Origin of the sequence: Brevibacterium permense, assembly GCF_013280495.1 — a bacterium.
In the GTDB taxonomy this organism is placed as follows: Bacteria; Actinomycetota; Actinomycetes; order Actinomycetales; family Brevibacteriaceae; genus Brevibacterium; species Brevibacterium permense.
Map to the genome: position 1 here is coordinate 150161 of NZ_JABSSX010000005.1, position 14806 is coordinate 164966.

The 14806-nt window shown below is 60.3% G+C and carries 11 protein-coding genes; 1 reads left to right on the forward strand and 10 read right to left on the reverse strand.

What is annotated here, in order from left to right:
- Nucleotides 1-125: 125 nt before the first annotated feature.
- Nucleotides 126-1166 carry an ATP-grasp domain-containing protein gene (locus HK353_RS09335; RefSeq protein ID WP_173155496.1) on the reverse strand — a complete coding sequence of 347 codons (1041 nt, stop codon included), beginning with the start codon at nucleotides 1164-1166 and terminating at the stop codon, nucleotides 126-128.
- A 394-nt stretch (nucleotides 1167-1560) separates the two neighbouring features.
- Here HK353_RS09335 and HK353_RS09340 point away from each other — a divergent pair, with 394 nt between their 5' ends.
- Entirely contained in the window at nucleotides 1561-2817 is a 1257-nt protein-coding gene (locus HK353_RS09340) for a type III PLP-dependent enzyme domain-containing protein (RefSeq protein WP_342589869.1), read from the forward strand.
- Between the two features lie 59 nt (nucleotides 2818-2876).
- Here the strand turns inward: HK353_RS09340 and HK353_RS17470 are convergent, their stop codons facing one another.
- The 9 genes from HK353_RS17470 to HK353_RS09385 form a co-directional block, all read right to left on the reverse strand.
- A complete protein-coding gene (locus HK353_RS17470) occupies nucleotides 2877-3914 on the reverse strand; it encodes an ATP-grasp domain-containing protein (RefSeq protein ID WP_342589870.1) in 1038 nt (345 codons plus the stop codon).
- Between the two features lie 154 nt (nucleotides 3915-4068).
- Nucleotides 4069-5487, reverse strand: a complete 1419-nt coding sequence (locus HK353_RS09350; RefSeq protein ID WP_173155502.1) for an O-antigen polymerase — start codon at nucleotides 5485-5487, stop codon at nucleotides 4069-4071.
- Nucleotides 5488-5591: 104 nt separating this feature from the next.
- Nucleotides 5592-7142, reverse strand: a complete 1551-nt coding sequence (locus HK353_RS09355) for a tyrosine-protein kinase domain-containing protein (RefSeq protein ID WP_173155504.1) — start codon at nucleotides 7140-7142, stop codon at nucleotides 5592-5594.
- A gap of 108 nt (nucleotides 7143-7250) precedes the next feature.
- Complete coding sequence (locus tag HK353_RS09360) at nucleotides 7251-8429, reverse strand: glycosyltransferase family 4 protein (RefSeq protein ID WP_173155506.1); 1179 nt, start codon at nucleotides 8427-8429, stop codon at nucleotides 7251-7253.
- A 4-nt stretch (nucleotides 8430-8433) separates the two neighbouring features.
- Nucleotides 8434-9795: a lipopolysaccharide biosynthesis protein gene (locus HK353_RS09365; RefSeq protein ID WP_173155508.1), complete on the reverse strand. Its 1362-nt coding sequence runs from the start codon at nucleotides 9793-9795 to the stop codon at nucleotides 8434-8436.
- Complete coding sequence (locus HK353_RS09370; protein ID WP_342589871.1) at nucleotides 9782-10384, reverse strand: sugar transferase; 603 nt, start codon at nucleotides 10382-10384, stop codon at nucleotides 9782-9784. The genes HK353_RS09365 and HK353_RS09370 overlap by 14 nt, the downstream gene beginning before the upstream one ends.
- 80 nt (nucleotides 10385-10464) lie before the next feature.
- Entirely contained in the window at nucleotides 10465-11079 is a 615-nt protein-coding gene (locus HK353_RS09375) for an arsenate reductase/protein-tyrosine-phosphatase family protein (protein WP_173155512.1), read from the reverse strand.
- Between the two features lie 352 nt (nucleotides 11080-11431).
- Nucleotides 11432-12634, reverse strand: coding sequence for a DegT/DnrJ/EryC1/StrS family aminotransferase (locus HK353_RS09380; RefSeq protein ID WP_173155514.1), 1203 nt, complete (start codon nucleotides 12632-12634; stop codon nucleotides 11432-11434).
- Nucleotides 12631-14565, reverse strand: a complete 1935-nt coding sequence (locus HK353_RS09385) for a nucleoside-diphosphate sugar epimerase/dehydratase (RefSeq protein ID WP_173155516.1) — start codon at nucleotides 14563-14565, stop codon at nucleotides 12631-12633. Before HK353_RS09385 ends, HK353_RS09380 begins: the two co-directional genes overlap by 4 nt.
- Between the last annotated feature and the right edge of the window lie 241 nt (nucleotides 14566-14806).

Below are 14806 nucleotides of genomic sequence, written 5' to 3' on the forward strand. Positions count from 1 at the left end.
CAGGCGATGTGCGGTAGTCCGCCACCACCATGCGGCAATTCGACTGCGTCGGAACCGATCCGCCGACCGAGTCACCAGCAATAGCACCCGAGTCTTCGCTAGGCGCGAAGAAGCGTCACAGCCTCTCAGACTTGCCCCGTCACCCGAATACTCTCGTATTTGGCGGACACAACACCCAACTCGTATTTGTTCCAGCACTCATCGACCTCGATATCGAATGCCTGAGAAAGGTAGTACAGCGGCACATCTGCACCGGCAAGGTGGACGAATGGATACCCACCACCGAAGCGAGGGTTGATGTCGATCACGGAAGCCTCGCCGAAGTCATCGACGAACACGTCGACGTCGATGAGCCCCGTCAGATCTGAAGCTCCGGCAATCAGCTCAGAGATTCGAGCGAAGGGTGCGGCGTCGACAGTCACGGCTTTGTCCGTCTCTCCGGCTCTCATGCGAACCTTGCGGCGCGCCAGCACGCCGCTGAGCATTCCGCCGTCTGTCAGACTCCCGATGATGTCGACACCGTATTCAGCCCCCGGGAGCTTCGGCTGCACCACAACATCATCCCGGGTACCCGGATGCCCGCCTGCCGCCGGGGCAGAAAGTGCGGCTTCTGTCACCGCCTGGCGAACCTGATCCGCTGAGACCACTCTCAGGCCCGAGGACCCGCTGCCGAATCTGTGCTTGACGACGAATTCGTCGGCCCGAGCGCTCAACTCATCGATTCCTTGGTCATCCGCGCCGCTGACGGTCGCCGGCGTCGGTACCTCAATGGCGGCGAGCAACTGCGCCATCTGCAGCTTGTCGGCGCAGCCGGCCTGCCAGGCCGCCGATACTCCCGGCACCAGCACACCAGTCTCCCGAAGAGAGTTCGCCAGTCCGCTATTCACATGGACATGAATGAGCTCGTAGTCATTCGCCGAAATGAGGATCTTGGCGTCGAATTCGGCAACCAGGCTCATCAGCTCTCGACCATAGTCTGGATCATCGTATTTCGGCAGACTCCGGCCGACGTCGCCGTAGGAAGCGGAGGAGCTTGTCGGATCGTTTTCCGCAACGACCACTCGCCCTTCGATGTCAAGAGCCTCGAAAGCCTCGCGAAACCAGTCGATGAGATACAGGCGTCTCCCCGCTGAGCTGATGATGATCGTCTCTGGTTTTGCTGTCATACCATCCTCCTCGATCTGGTCTGAGTCCCCCGGGCCGGAAGGCGTCGGGGAGTGCAGGCGGCGCCCCCTTCGGTTGGACACGAATGCAATCAGCTGCCGTTTCAAACGCGAATGAGACAACACGAGTCAGCACGCTCACCGATCACATCAAGCGAATTCTGTATAGATGGATTTCGCCTGGACCGAAATCATGAATTACAGAATTCAAACATCACGACGCAGACGATTACTGCGAAACAGAGATTCAGATCTGTCTACGCCGACTTGATTCTATTTCTATCATCGGACACCTCGATTGCAGCATGCGGTTCTCCGCAATAAACAGCGGAATGTCCCCGCACCCCAGATGCTCTCCGTAGACTGCTTGAATACACGACATGAAACACAGAAGAGAGTGATTGAAGTGGCGCAGCACGGGACCCGGCAGCACGAGCCCCAAACGCCGGCTTTTGTCTTGGACTCATCAGTCCTCGAAGAATTCATCGATCGATTTCGCCAAGCACTTCTGAATCAATGGCCGAATTCAGTGCTGTCATATTCTTTCAAAACGAATGCGCTGCCATGGCTTCTGTCTTTCATGAATACGCAAGGCATCTGGGCAGAGGTGGTATCGGATGCCGAGTACCAACTTGCACTGTCCGTGGGATATCGCCCGGATCGCATCGTGTTCAACGGCCCGGTCAAGAGTCGGCAGCGATTGCGCCAAGCTCTCGCCCACGGGTCAGTCGTCAACCTGGATTCAAAGAGAGAGGTCAGGTGGGCCGCCGAATTTGCCAAGGAACAGACCGAGCAGACGCTTTCGGTGGGATTGCGAGTCAATTGGAATCTTGAAGACAGATGTCCCGGGGAGAGCACGACGTCGGGACAGCACAGCCGTTTCGGGTTCAATGCGGAGAATGGTGAACTCGGCGCGGCGATGTCCATGCTGACGGCCGCAGGGGTGAGGGTGGCTGGTCTCCATATGCACCGGAATTCGCTCACACAGAGTTTGGGAGTCTATAAGGCGTCGGCAGAACTCGCTGCCGAGCTCATCTCCGAGTTCGACCTCGATCTCGAATGGATCGATATCGGCGGCGGGTTCTTCGGCAGTCCTGCCGGGACTCCGACATTCGACCAATATGTGTCGACGATTCGCAGAGGACTTGAGGGAGCGGTCGACATCGATCGAACTCAATTGATCGTCGAGCCGGGCGGTTCGCTGATTGCGGTGCCTGTGGAATTCCATTCACAAGTAGTCGACGTCAAAGACGTCGGAGATCACCGGTACGTTGTCACTGATGCCAGTCGCACCAATATCGATCCCCTCTTTCGGAGACAGAGGGAGTTCGATGTGCGAATCGATGCCGCTTCCGAGGAAGCGATTCCCGAACAGGTGATCTGCGGCTTCACCTGTATGGAGGACGATCGCCTAACAGTCCTGAGAGACGCGCCGCGGCTATCGGAAGGTGACCGGATCGTCTTCTACCGGGTCGGTGCCTACACGATGTCCTACCAGTCTTCCTTCATCGAATTCCCTCCAGCTGTCTTCGTCCGGAACGACGATTCTCTGAAATTGGTGAGGCGGAGGGGCTCGGTGGACGACTATCTGGGCGGACATACGTGGCTCGATGCCACGGCATCGGTACCCGCCGCGGTCGCAGCTGGTTCGTGACAGAACCTCAGGCAAAGTCCTGGCACTCCAAGGCGACTCACGTCGGCCGTTGGACGGCGCTATAGACGGAGAACGGAGAATTCGTCTCTTCTCGCCGTCGTCATCCCGATCTCATAGTCCAACAGTGATGGAGCATCGGCCAGTCCCGCCAATTCACGGACCAGGTAGGCGGGAACATCCGCTCCTGCAAGGTGGCAGAACGGGTACCCTCCACCGAACCGCGGATTGATATCGATGATCTGCGGGGAGCCTTCGGCGTCTTCTCTGAAGTCGACATCGATCGGCCCAACAGGCTTGAGGAGGTCTCCGAGTTCGGCCAGTGCCCAGGTGAAGCCGTTCGCTGCGACTGTTGTGGCGACATCGGTGTCTCCGCCTCTCATCCGGTCTTTGCGCCGCGCAAGTGCCCCATTCAGACGACCGGTCCCATCGAGAGCGAACACTCCATCGACGCCGAACTCCGCTCCGGGCAAGAGGGTCTGGATGATGACGGCGTCCTCGCCGCGAGTTGTCGGTTGTCCGCCGGCGTCTCTTGCCGTCTTCGCCGATTCGATGACCATTTCCAGCAGAGTCTCACCCGTGGCAGTGCGAAGCCCATCTGATCCGCTTCCGAAACGATGCTTGACGATGAATCTCCCGCCCGATTTCGCCGCCTGCGCCGTGTCAGCCTCACTGCCGAGCCAGGTTGCGGGGGTAGGAAGTCCTCGATCACGCAACCTCGAAGCCATCAGGTGTTTGTCGAGGACGATGTTCTGCGCATCGGCGTCGAGTGCTGCGACTGTGCAACCGAACCTACGCAGCTCGTCTGCCAGGCCGCCTGCCAATACCTGAAGCTCGTAGTCATTCACCGAGACAAAGAGGGCAGGTGACTCTCGCCGAACCCAGTTCAATACCTCTTCGCGATACTCAGGAGAGTTGTATGCCGGCATCACCACGCCACGGTCTGCCAAAGAAAGGGTCGGAGCCGTGCCTCGGTACTCGAACGCGATGACTTCGCCGTGGATTCCTTCGGATCTCAAGGCCGCTTTGAACCACTCCACATAATGTGCCCGGTGGGCGGCAGAGGCAATGACAACCTTGAACCCGTTCGAATTCTTCATACTAGGTCCTCCCTCGAATGCATTTCGAACTTCTCACTGAGCACTCGAATCACTGTATCGAAGCAGGCAGCACTGGCTGGGAACGAAAACAGCAGCAAGCGCCGACGCACTTGCACATTGCCCTGTGCAGCCGAGGTCGGGCCGATGTCGAGAATCATTGCGGTTCCGAGACAGCTGAGAATTTCACGTACTGGGCCGTCCGCCGGCGTCGGTGGTCGAGGGAGTCGGCGAATGAGTCTTCTTTGTCAGCACGTCGCTCCGGCTCCCCCTGCTGGAAGGAGACGAATTGCGGGATGATTCGGCGTGGAACGTAGAAGGTGAGCAGCCAGAGGACGACGAGTGCTGCAATTCGTGCGTACATTCGCACTATCCATGTGTGGAATCCGGACCAGACGATGTCCCCGACTCCGCCCAATAGGGCTGCGAAGAACACCAAGAGCAGAAGGTCGCGTGGCCCCTGGACAGCACGTCTGTAGCTGCGGATCGTCCATGAGTCGATGCGATCAAGCATCACGGCGAGAAGCGGAACCCCGATCACCAGGCCCAGCGCTCCGAAATTCCACCAGAGATCGCCATAGACGGTTGCCACCGTGGAGAACCCGGTTCCATACAGCTGCGGATCTGTCAGAGCAGCGAGTTGATAGCCGATAGCGTCGGGTATCCAGTCGGGCGCGAAGCCATCGGGCAGCGCTGCCCGCAATGGTGACAGAAGCGATGCTCCGAGAGTCGGGAGACCTCCGAGGTCGAAGTCATGTATCAGAGACCCGAAGTTGCCGATGCCGACGAACATCGACGAGAGGCCCGTATCGTTCCCGTGCTCGCCGCTCAACGAGGCTTCGTATTCCCTGCGCCATACACCCAACACCACAAGAATCATCGGGGCGAGGAATACTCCGACCACTTTCAGCCATTGACGCCCGTATCTGAGGAAGAAGATGTAGACAGCGGCCAAGATGAGCGCAATGGCTCGCAAACGGCCTGTCCCCGAGATGATGGCGGTCGGATACACCAGGAGTGCTCCGGCGATGGTCACGGTATTCCAAGGGTTCCTCAGACCGCGCGGGCTGAGCAGAATCGCAATGCAGATGAGCAGAATCGCCGATGACCCGAATCCGTCCGACAGCACCCCCAGCCGATCTCCCAGAAGAACTGTGGCCGCGAGCGTAACGACTCCGGCGCCGAGGGCCCACTGCACGCAGCGGACAGGCAGCACCACCTCATGAGGACGTCCTATTGAATCGGATCTCAGGCAGAGCATTCCGATCCCGATCTGAGTCAGCGTACTGCCGAACAAAGCCGTATTGAGGTAGACCTCGGGGTGGGAGCCGACGATGAAAGTCGGATCTGGGATGACGAGCAATCCGCTGACCCCGACGATTGCTGCACTCGATGCCATGAACAGTCCCGGCATAGTGATCCGATCACGTCCGAGTAACACGAAAAGCGTCATGCCGTGGGCAAAGGAAATTGCGGCGATGACCCCGCTCGAGTATGCGGCTGCTTCGACATCCGTGGAGAACCACAGGCGAGCAATGACGACGATCAGCACACAGACTGCGCTCAGTGATGCCACAAAGATCGGAGAATGAGCAGGGTCCTTGAGGGCACCTCTCCGGGCCTCGGACGAGTCCCTGTGAGGGCGGACAGGCGGCAGCACGTCACTCACCCTGCCCGAGCTCAATCATTGCTGATCGCCCATTCCCCGGGGAAGACAGATCCACGACCTGAAGCCTGACGCAGAGAGCTGTCAGAAGCTGAGAGGGGGATCTCACGGTCGGAGTCTGGAGGAGCCTCCGCCTGCCGGACCGCCACTTGCTTCGAATAGACGGGCTCCGGCTCAGCACGGTGCGCCCAAGTGTCGGGATCTTTCCGAGTTGAATGCGCGGCATAGCTGCTGCCATAACTCTGCGAATATGTTGTGCCTGTGGTCCGGGGTACCCCATTGAGCACGAGTCCGAGAAGGCGCGCCCGCACAAGTTGGATCTTTCGCAGCGCCTGAGTGATCTGCGTTCGACGCACAACCCCGTTTCGAGCGACGAAGACGGTTCCAGACACTCGAGTAGCCATCGCTATTGCGTCTGTCGCAGCAAGCACTGGCGCAGAGTCCAGGACAACGGCGTCGTACTGCTTGGTGGCTTCTTCGAGGAAGACTGTCATCTGCTCGCTGTCCAGCAGTTCAGCCGGGTTCGGGGGTATCGGCCCGCTCGCAAGAACGGCGAGGTTGACGAGTTCCATAGGTTGGACGACGTCTTTCAACTCGGTATCCCCGATCAGCACTGTCGACAGGCCTGCGCCCCCTTCTATTCCGAGATACCGGTGCACAGAGGGATCGCGTAGGTCAGCATCGACAAGAAGCACGCGGTCCCCGCCGCGGGCGAGGGCGGAAGCGAGGTTGATGGAGGTCACCGATTTTCCTTCGCCTTTCACAGAAGAAGTCACGAGCAGAGAGCGGCTCCTGCCCCGCGGCTCAAGGAAGCGGAGATTCGACCGCAGCTCCCTGTACGGTTCAGCCTGAACGTTCTGCGATCCGTGCTCTGAAACGAAGACGTGGTTCTCTCCTGCAGTGATCAGCGGGACCGTCCCGATCACCGCGGCGTCGGTCAGCTGCTCAATGTGATCTGCTTTCCGCACCTTGTTGTCCAGTCGATCTCTGAGCACGGCAGCCAACATCCCTGCGAGTATCGCGGCGATCAATCCGAGCACGAAGTTCTGTGTGAGGTTCGGCGAGGACGGCGCTTTCGGCGCCGTCGCCGGAGTGACGACCGTCAGTTGGACTGTCGCCTTTCCGCTGGTGGTTTCGAGGTCTGCGACCTGCTCTTGCAGGCTTTCAGCCACCGCATTCGCAAGTTTCGCCGACGCTTCGGAACCGTCTGCTCTTGCGGTGATCGAGATGAGGAGGGTGTCTTCGGGCACTTCTGCTGAGACCCTGTCAGAGATCTGTCCGGCGTCGGCATCCAAGTCGAGGGATCTGATGGCGGGATCAAGCACGATAGGAGTGGTAACGAGATCCGCATAGGTGTCGATCTGCTGCCGCGCGTAATCAGCCGCGGCCGAGCGGTCGGTGACCGAATTGCCGGGATCGGTACGGACGAAGACGTTTGCGGACGACTCGTACACAGGGGGCTGCCGCGCCGTGATCCCGGCTACCGCAGCTATCACGACGAAGGCGGTCGACAGTGCGTAGACCCACCGTTCGCGGAGGATCGTCAGATAGTGCTGAACAATCATGATCGTTCACTTCCTACGCGGCAGTGTTCAGTTGACTGAGAGGTGTGAGAAAGAAGTGCGCGGCGCTGCCCCTGTGGGTGGACATGACCACCCAGGGAGCCTCCACGATCAATGTGCATCGAGGACCACCCCTCCGAGGCGTTCGTACGTCTTTGACCGGTCGAAATGGTCTTCGGCCATTCGTCTGGATCCTCGGCCGCGTTCTGCCAGTCGACGGTCATCGGCCATCTTCTTCAGGGCCTCGGCAAATGCGGCCGGAGTCGATTCGCAATTGATACCCGCTCCATACTCGGTGAGGAGATCTTGGTACTCGGCGCACTGCTGAGAGTTGACGACAGGGAGTCCTGCGGCTGCATAATCGCAGACTTTGTTGATGATGCTGGCCGCCGAGTTCGCAACAATGGGATTGATGGCGATATCGCACCCGCGCAGACGCGAAACCATCTCCGGGTATTCGAGCTTGCCGTAGAACACCACGTCCTCATCCAGATCCCCTGCTTCATCACGCCAGCGATCTTCGAAGGGACCCGTACCCATGACGTGCAGGCGCATGCGGATGCCTTCCTTTCTCAGTTCGCGCAGAGCCCCGAACACCGAAGGCAGGTCGTAGCTGTGTCCCAGAGTTCCGATATATGCGAGCTCCGCGATTCCTGTTCGGAGAGGACGCAGAACCGGATAGGTGTCGAATCTCGCCAGATCCGACCCGAGGTACACGGTGGAGACAGTCGAGCCGTCCCTGCGTGCCGAACTCACTCGTTCTGAATAGGTTTCGGAGACGGTCACCACTGCATCCGCAACTCGGTAGATCGCCTCGGCACGCCTACGGATGGGGATCAGAGCCTGGCGCACCATCCAGCGTGGTCGCAAGACCATTTCAAAGGCCTCTGGCCATAGGTCCTGCACGTCGAGGATGAATCTCACATCGTTCTTCTCCGCGAATTCGGCTGCGGCATGCGCCACCTCGAGAGAAGGCATGGAACAGTAGATGATGTCCGGGACCTTCCGCCGCCGCAGGTATTCAGCAAGGTTCCTGCCGAGGGCTCGGTGGCTGCGCAGACGACCGGCAGAGACGTTGCTCCGATACGACGGTTCATGCACATAGGTGGTCGAGTACAGCGGGTTCCGTTCCACCGAAGTGTCGCGTTGCGTCTTGAACGCGTGCAGGAACGAGGATGTGACCAGCTCGACTTCTGCACCGCGGCGAGCAAGAATGCTCGCCAAGCTGTCGAAGCGATCGTTCGGCAGCCATCCAGTTGCTGTGTAATGAGCGATCATCAATACGTCCATGACTTCACTTCCTTGTCCGGTCCGGATATCGGTCTATGAGCTCGATGTCAGATCCTGCAGGCTGTGCAGCCGTCGGTGCGGTGTCTGACAATTCCACGCCACCATCGGCAACGTCAGCGCTCGGCCCATCTGCATACGACGGCCTTGCTTTGCGCCTGATCACCCGCGCGAGCGTGAAGGCTCCGGCAGCGGCGCAGACGGCATATCCGATGATCGACCCGTAGGCCGCGCCGAACATTCCGTAGTGCGGTATCAGGGTGATGTATGCAATGAGCGAGGCCACGGTGCCGATGATTTCGACGACCGACACCGTTCCCGGGGAGTCCGCAGCGATGAGGAGGCCCTGTTGGACGCGTGTTACTCCGAAGATGACGGCGGATACAGCCAATGGGATGATTGCGGCCGCCGCCGGCGCATAGGAGTCCGGCAGAACAAAGACGATCATGGCGTATGCTGCAGCTGCGAGTACCGCGGCAGAAGCCACCAGCAGCAGAACGCTTCGGGCGATTATTCGCACCGCTGGGAAGGAATGGGAAGAGAAGCCCTGAGACCAATTCCGTAATGAGGCATCAACCCACTGCTGCACCGGCCAGGTGGCCATCTCGAGAACAGTGGCTACTGTGACGTACAGGCCCAGCGCAGCTGAATTGCTCAAGATCGGCAGAAGCAGTCGATCGGATCGAAGCATGGCGGAATTGCTGAATTCGGATGGGAGCAGCACCCAGCCCCGCCGGCGAAGTCCTCGCTTCTCGGTTCGGGTGGGTTCCAAGTGCTTCGAGGGGCGGGGTGCGACGAACAGGAGGATCGCTGTCGGTACCGCGGAGGCCGCATAGGCCCACATCCACACCACCGGGTCATTCACACCGATCAGCACCAGCAATACCGCTCCGACGACGATGATCAGCTGGGTGACGATCGCATTGACGGCAAACCATTTCCACTCACGGCTGCACACATAGGCGACGCGCAGAGCATGCACCAATGAATTGAGCGCAACGTAGGCGGCAATCGCAATCACACCCATCCACATCCATCTGGTGCTGAACGGCGACAGCGCTGCTGCGATGAAGGCGATGGGCAGAACGCAGAGCGTGCCAGGCGTCACCATGCGTGCAAAGACACGATATTCGGTGCCGAATCCTCCAGAACGCGAAGCGATGAAGGGCCGTTCGAGCCCCATGACCGCGAACACGGAAAGAAAGTATGCCAATTGCAGTGCAAAAGCCAGGTCTCCGCGCCCCGCCGGACTCAACACGACAGCGGCAAGCAGATTGACTGCCACTGCACCACCGGCCGCCAAGATCTGGGCTGCCACCAAAACTGCTGCGGCGATCTTCGTGCCCCTCTGCCCGTCACTGGCTGACATCACTGGAGTTCTCCCATCCAGTGAACACAGGCATGGTGTCGTGCCCGTGTTTGCTGATTCCCCGCCGACCGACGACTGTTCGCACCGTCTGCAGAACGATGGAGATGTCGATTCGCAGACATCTGCCGTCGACGTATTCCACGTCGAGGCGGAAACGGTCTGCCCACTCAAGATCGTTGCGACCCCTGACCTGTGCCAATCCGGTGATGCCCGGACGAACCTCATGCCGTCGAGCCTGCTCAGGCGTATAGAGATCGAGATATTCGACAATCAATGGTCGCGGACCGACAAAGCTCATATCACCGCATACGACATTCCACAGCGAAGGGAGTTCGTCGAGGCTCGAAGCGCGTAGGAACCGGCCGAGTCGCGTCAGGCGCTGTCCGTCAGTCACACGCTCTTCGTCGGGCTCCACCATGGTTCGGAACTTCAGAATGTCGAAGACCTTGCCACCCAGCCCTGGCCGAGACTGCCGGAAAAGCACCGGTCGACCGTGGACGGCCAGGACAACCAGGGCCACTCCGGCGATCACAGGGGACGCCAAGATGAGTCCGATCACGCTGAAACAGATATCGGCAATGCGTTTCACATTGTCATAAGAGGTCCGTCCGTCCGAAGTGTGCGCACGTCGCGTACTCATTGCCGCCGGCCGTCGTCTGCCTTTCAACATCATTCCCCCTCGCCGAGGTTCAGCGCTCTTTGAAACAGAACCGATACCCCTTCGACAGCAGGGGCGAGCTGGAGGGCCGAAAGTGCATAGATGTCCCGAGAGCAGCCGTAGGGGTCAACGACATCGTCGTGCGCCGGAAGTGTGAGGTTCCGCCTCCTGCTCCGGCGCCGACCAGCTGCTTCGACTGCAGCACGCAAGCGGGTTGCGCGGTCAGCTGTCGGAACTGCACCTTCAGTCACAATATCCTCATCTCGGGTGACTGCCGCGAGACTCGAAATCTCTCGGATTGTGAAGGTTCTGCGAACGATGCGAGGGTTGAGCTCGACGACCTCACGCCTTTGATCGCGTGTCATCGTAAGCACGAGGTCAGCAGCGCCGAGCAGATCTTCGTCCACTTGCCGAGCGTGTACGGCCCGCCCTTCGATGACCCCCATGAACCCGGCGATCTCCCACACTTCTTCCGGCGTCCGATGCCCCAAGGCCGCATGAGTGCCGGCTGAATGAACGCGGATCTCGCAGACTTCGGCAAATCGCTGCGCAAGCGCGAGCTCTGCCAGGGGCGACCGGCAGAGATTGCCCGTACACACCGTGAGGACATTGAATTCTTCCGACATCAGTTCTTGACCGTCCGCCTGCAACTTATATACGCGACCGCAGATTCCACCCGACCGGTGTTCTCCATGCCTGTACCCTCCTTGACCATGGAATCCGTGCGACAGATCCGAACTGAAGCGCGCGATTCCCTTGCGGCGGCTCACAGAACGACGCCGCACTGCCCGCCCATTGATCGAAGCCCGGAGGCGAGTTCGAACTCACGCTATCTTCGATATTTCCTGCCCGGCCCATTCCGATCCTTGCCCTGCGGAGGCCCGCAAATGGAGTGCGGATATCCACTCTCGCTATGCCGTCTACACAAGAAGTGGGCGCTGAACTGTTGGCTTGGCAGTTCGACACACATCGCGGGGCTCAACGAGCTCGCCGGTCGAGGAATACTTCGACGGTCGCGATAACTCGCTCGATATCGGCGTCGCTCATCGTTGATCCGCTCGGCAGGTTGAGACCGGAGGCGAAGATGCCTTCGGAGACCTCACCGCCGTACATCTGTGCTCCTGCGAAGACCGGTTGCAGATGCATCGGGTTCCACAGCGGACGGGTCTCGATATCGTGCTCGGCCAGCCACGCACCGAGCTCGCCGGCGTTGAAGCCCGTACGACTGTGATCGACGAGGATCGCCGACAGCCAGGCGTTGTCACGGTGTTCGTTGTCGTCACCGAAGAGAGTGATCCCGTCAGTCACCGCGACGATCGAGTCGCGATAACGGCGGCGGATCTCCCGACGCCGTTCGACCAGACCATCGAGTCGTGCCAACTGCGCCCGCCCGAGCGCGGCGAGCAGATTGCTCAGACGGTAGTTGAACCCGATCTCTCTGTGTTCGTAGTGCGCCACAGGCTCTCTGGCCTGGGTCGACAGATACCTGGCGTACTCAGCCAAGCGCTCATCATTCGTCAGTAGAGCACCCCCACCCGAGGTGGTCATGATCTTGTTCCCGTTGAAGGACACCACCGCAGCTTGGCCGAGGCTGCCGCAGGCTCGGTCGCGAAAGCGAGATCCCAGCGATTCCGCCGCATCAACGAGGACGGGAACGTCGAATTCGGCAGCGATCGGAAGGATCCGATCATAGTCCGCAGGCCGACCCAGAAGATCAACCGGGACGACAGCCGCTGGCTTCGTTCCGCCCACGATCGAGTCCTTCAGCGCCCGATGGAGCTGAATCGGATCCATGTTCCCGTCGTCGACACAGTCGACGAACACCGGTTCGGCACCGCAATAGGTGATGGCGTTCGCCGTCGCAGCGAAGGTCATCGTCGACGTGATCACCCGGTCTCCCGGTCTCACTCCCAGACCCAGCAGCCCGAGATGGAGGGCGGCCGTCCCCGAGGAAAGTCCGACCGCGTAAGCGACTCCGACCTTGTCTGCCAGTTCCTTCTCGAAGGCGTCGAGGTCGGGGCCGACGGGAGCGATCCATCCGCTGCGGAAAGCACGGAGCAGGTATTCTTCTTCGAGTTCTCCGACATCCGGACCTGACAGCAGAATCCGCTTGGCAGCCGGGACAGTCTGAGGCGGAGCAGCTGTCTGAGGCTTCGACGGCACCGCGTCCGAAATCGTCATTGCCTGACCTCATCCTTCACCAGCTTGACCGGCTCCGGCAGATAGACGGGCCCACCGACCGGGTCTCGACGGCCGACTTCCGGTTGGGGCCTGCAGGAGCGGTCACAGAAGTCGTCGATGATGCCGCGGTCGGCCGTGAAATCCGGCAGATCGACGGGCGAGAGCACCGGAGCCTCAACGCGGCTGATCTTGTCATGGATGCGAATGACAGTGCCTTCGTAGTCGCCGAAGAGCTCCTCGTCGAGCTTCTCACCTTCACGCAGCCCGGTATAGACGATCTCGGTATTCTGATTCGACATCGCAACCAGACTCCGGGCGATGTCGACGATTCGCACGGGTTCACCCATGTCGAGAACCATGACGTAACCGTCTTCGCCGATCGTCGCCGCCTGCAGCACCAACTGACACGCCTCCGGAATCGTCATGAAGAACCGTCGGACCTCCGGGTCAGTGACTGTGATCGGACCACCCTGTCGGATCTGTTCCTGGAACGACAGGAGCACAGATCCGCGGGAGCCCAGAACATTGCCGAAGCGAACCGAGAGGTAGGTGCCGGGCGACTTCGCCGCGAATCCGCTGACGAGTCTTTCGGCGATCCGTTTGCTCCGGCCGAGCTCGCTCGTCGGTGCGGCGGCCTTATCCGTCGAGATGTTGACGAAGGTTTCGACTCCGACCGCGCGTGCTGCTTCGAGGACGTTGAGGGTGCCGTGGACATTCGTCTTCCACGCCTCCTCGGGGAACCGCTGCAACATCGGCAGATGTTTGAGCGCCGCTGCGTGGAACACGATCTGCGGCTTCGCCTCGGCGAAGATATGATCAAGTGCAGCCCGGTCTCGGATGTCTGCAAGCACGGTGTTCGGCGACATCAGCAGTGCAGAACCGTAGAGCGTGAGTTCGACTCCATGCAGCGCGGTCTCATCCCGGTCGAGCATGACGAGACTCTCTGGGTGGAGAGCGAACAGCTGTCGGCAGAGCTCGCTGCCGATCGATCCTCCGGCTCCGGTGACGAGCACCCTCTTGCCGGCCACCTTCTTCGCGATCTCCGCCAGATCGGTGTGCACCGGAGCACGACCGATGAGGTCTTCGACCTTGATATCGCGGATATCGCCGATCTCGACCTTCCGATTGACCATTTCTGCCAGGGGCGGGATCGTCCTCAGCCATTTCCCCGTCGGCTGCAGACGATCACGGCAGGTCTGCAGGAAATCCGCCTCGGAATCGGCGATCGCAACGATAACTCCGGAGACATTGAGCCATCCGGCCACCTCGGCGATTTCCTCACTCGTGCCCCGAACACGGACCCCATGGATGCTCAGTTGCCGTTTGTGCGGATCGTCGTCGATGAGACCGACGGGAAGATACGCACCGTAGGGGTCGGAGAGCATCTGCCGGATGAGGGACTCAGCCGCGGCACCGGCGCCGACGACGAGCACTCGCTCCCCTTGCAGCGGACGGGTCGCGATCTGGTGGGACCAGCGGACGAGGTACCGGCTGCCGGTCATGAAGATGACGGCGGAGAACACGGTGAGCAGAACGAATGGGGAATCCCCCAAGGTGACAGCCATCAGACCGCACGCGATGATCAGGGCGATGATCGCGATGCCGCCGTATTCGGCGAAGCTGCCGTAGTGGTAGCGACTGCGGTAGAGCCCGATGAGCAGACCGAGGAGCAGCTGCAGGACCACTGCGGTCGTTGCTGCGGAGGCAAGTTCAGCTGCGCCGACGACACCCGCACCCATGACCGCCGATGCGAGCAGTCCGGCAACAGCCCATGCTCCGACGTCGAAGACCAGCTGAAATCTGGTCTTGTTCCTCCAGATCTGCATCGCCAGCCGCGCCGACCGGGGTGCACCGGCAGTCACCGGGGTCGGCGGAGCCGCGCCCACCGCGCCTGTCCGGGTGAGTGGATTCGGATGTTCTGACACAGTCATCGTGATCTCCCATGTTCGACTCTTCCGGCCCCGTCGCTGTGGCGGCCGGGCATCGTCGGTGAGAGCCGGCGATGCTGCGTTTCCAACTGCGGAATGCGTCGACTTCACGCTAGGAGTGCGATGACTCTGTTCTGGTGGTTGCGGAGGAGAGACTGCGGTCATCCGCGACTGCGGTGCGGGTCTCCGCGGGGCGTTCTGCCGCAGACGGCGCGAACCGTCTGCGGCTCACGCTCCGCACGGA

Bases quoted from the DNA above. Each gene is read 5' to 3' on its own strand.
- HK353_RS09335 (WP_173155496.1), bottom strand. From the start codon at position 1,166: ATGACAGCAAAACCAGAGACGATCATCATCAGCTCAGCGGGGAGACGC.
- HK353_RS17470 (WP_342589870.1), bottom strand. From the start codon at position 3,914: ATGAAGAATTCGAACGGGTTCAAGGTTGTCATTGCCTCTGCCGCCCAC.
- HK353_RS09355 (WP_173155504.1), bottom strand. From the start codon at position 7,142: ATGATTGTTCAGCACTATCTGACGATCCTCCGCGAACGGTGGGTCTAC.
- HK353_RS09360 (WP_173155506.1), bottom strand. From the start codon at position 8,429: ATGGACGTATTGATGATCGCTCATTACACAGCAACTGGATGGCTGCCG.
- HK353_RS09365 (WP_173155508.1), bottom strand. From the start codon at position 9,795: ATGTCAGCCAGTGACGGGCAGAGGGGCACGAAGATCGCCGCAGCAGTT.
- HK353_RS09375 (WP_173155512.1), bottom strand. From the start codon at position 11,079: ATGTCGGAAGAATTCAATGTCCTCACGGTGTGTACGGGCAATCTCTGC.
- HK353_RS09380 (WP_173155514.1), bottom strand. From the start codon at position 12,634: ATGACGATTTCGGACGCGGTGCCGTCGAAGCCTCAGACAGCTGCTCCG.
- HK353_RS09385 (WP_173155516.1), bottom strand. From the start codon at position 14,565: ATGACTGTGTCAGAACATCCGAATCCACTCACCCGGACAGGCGCGGTG.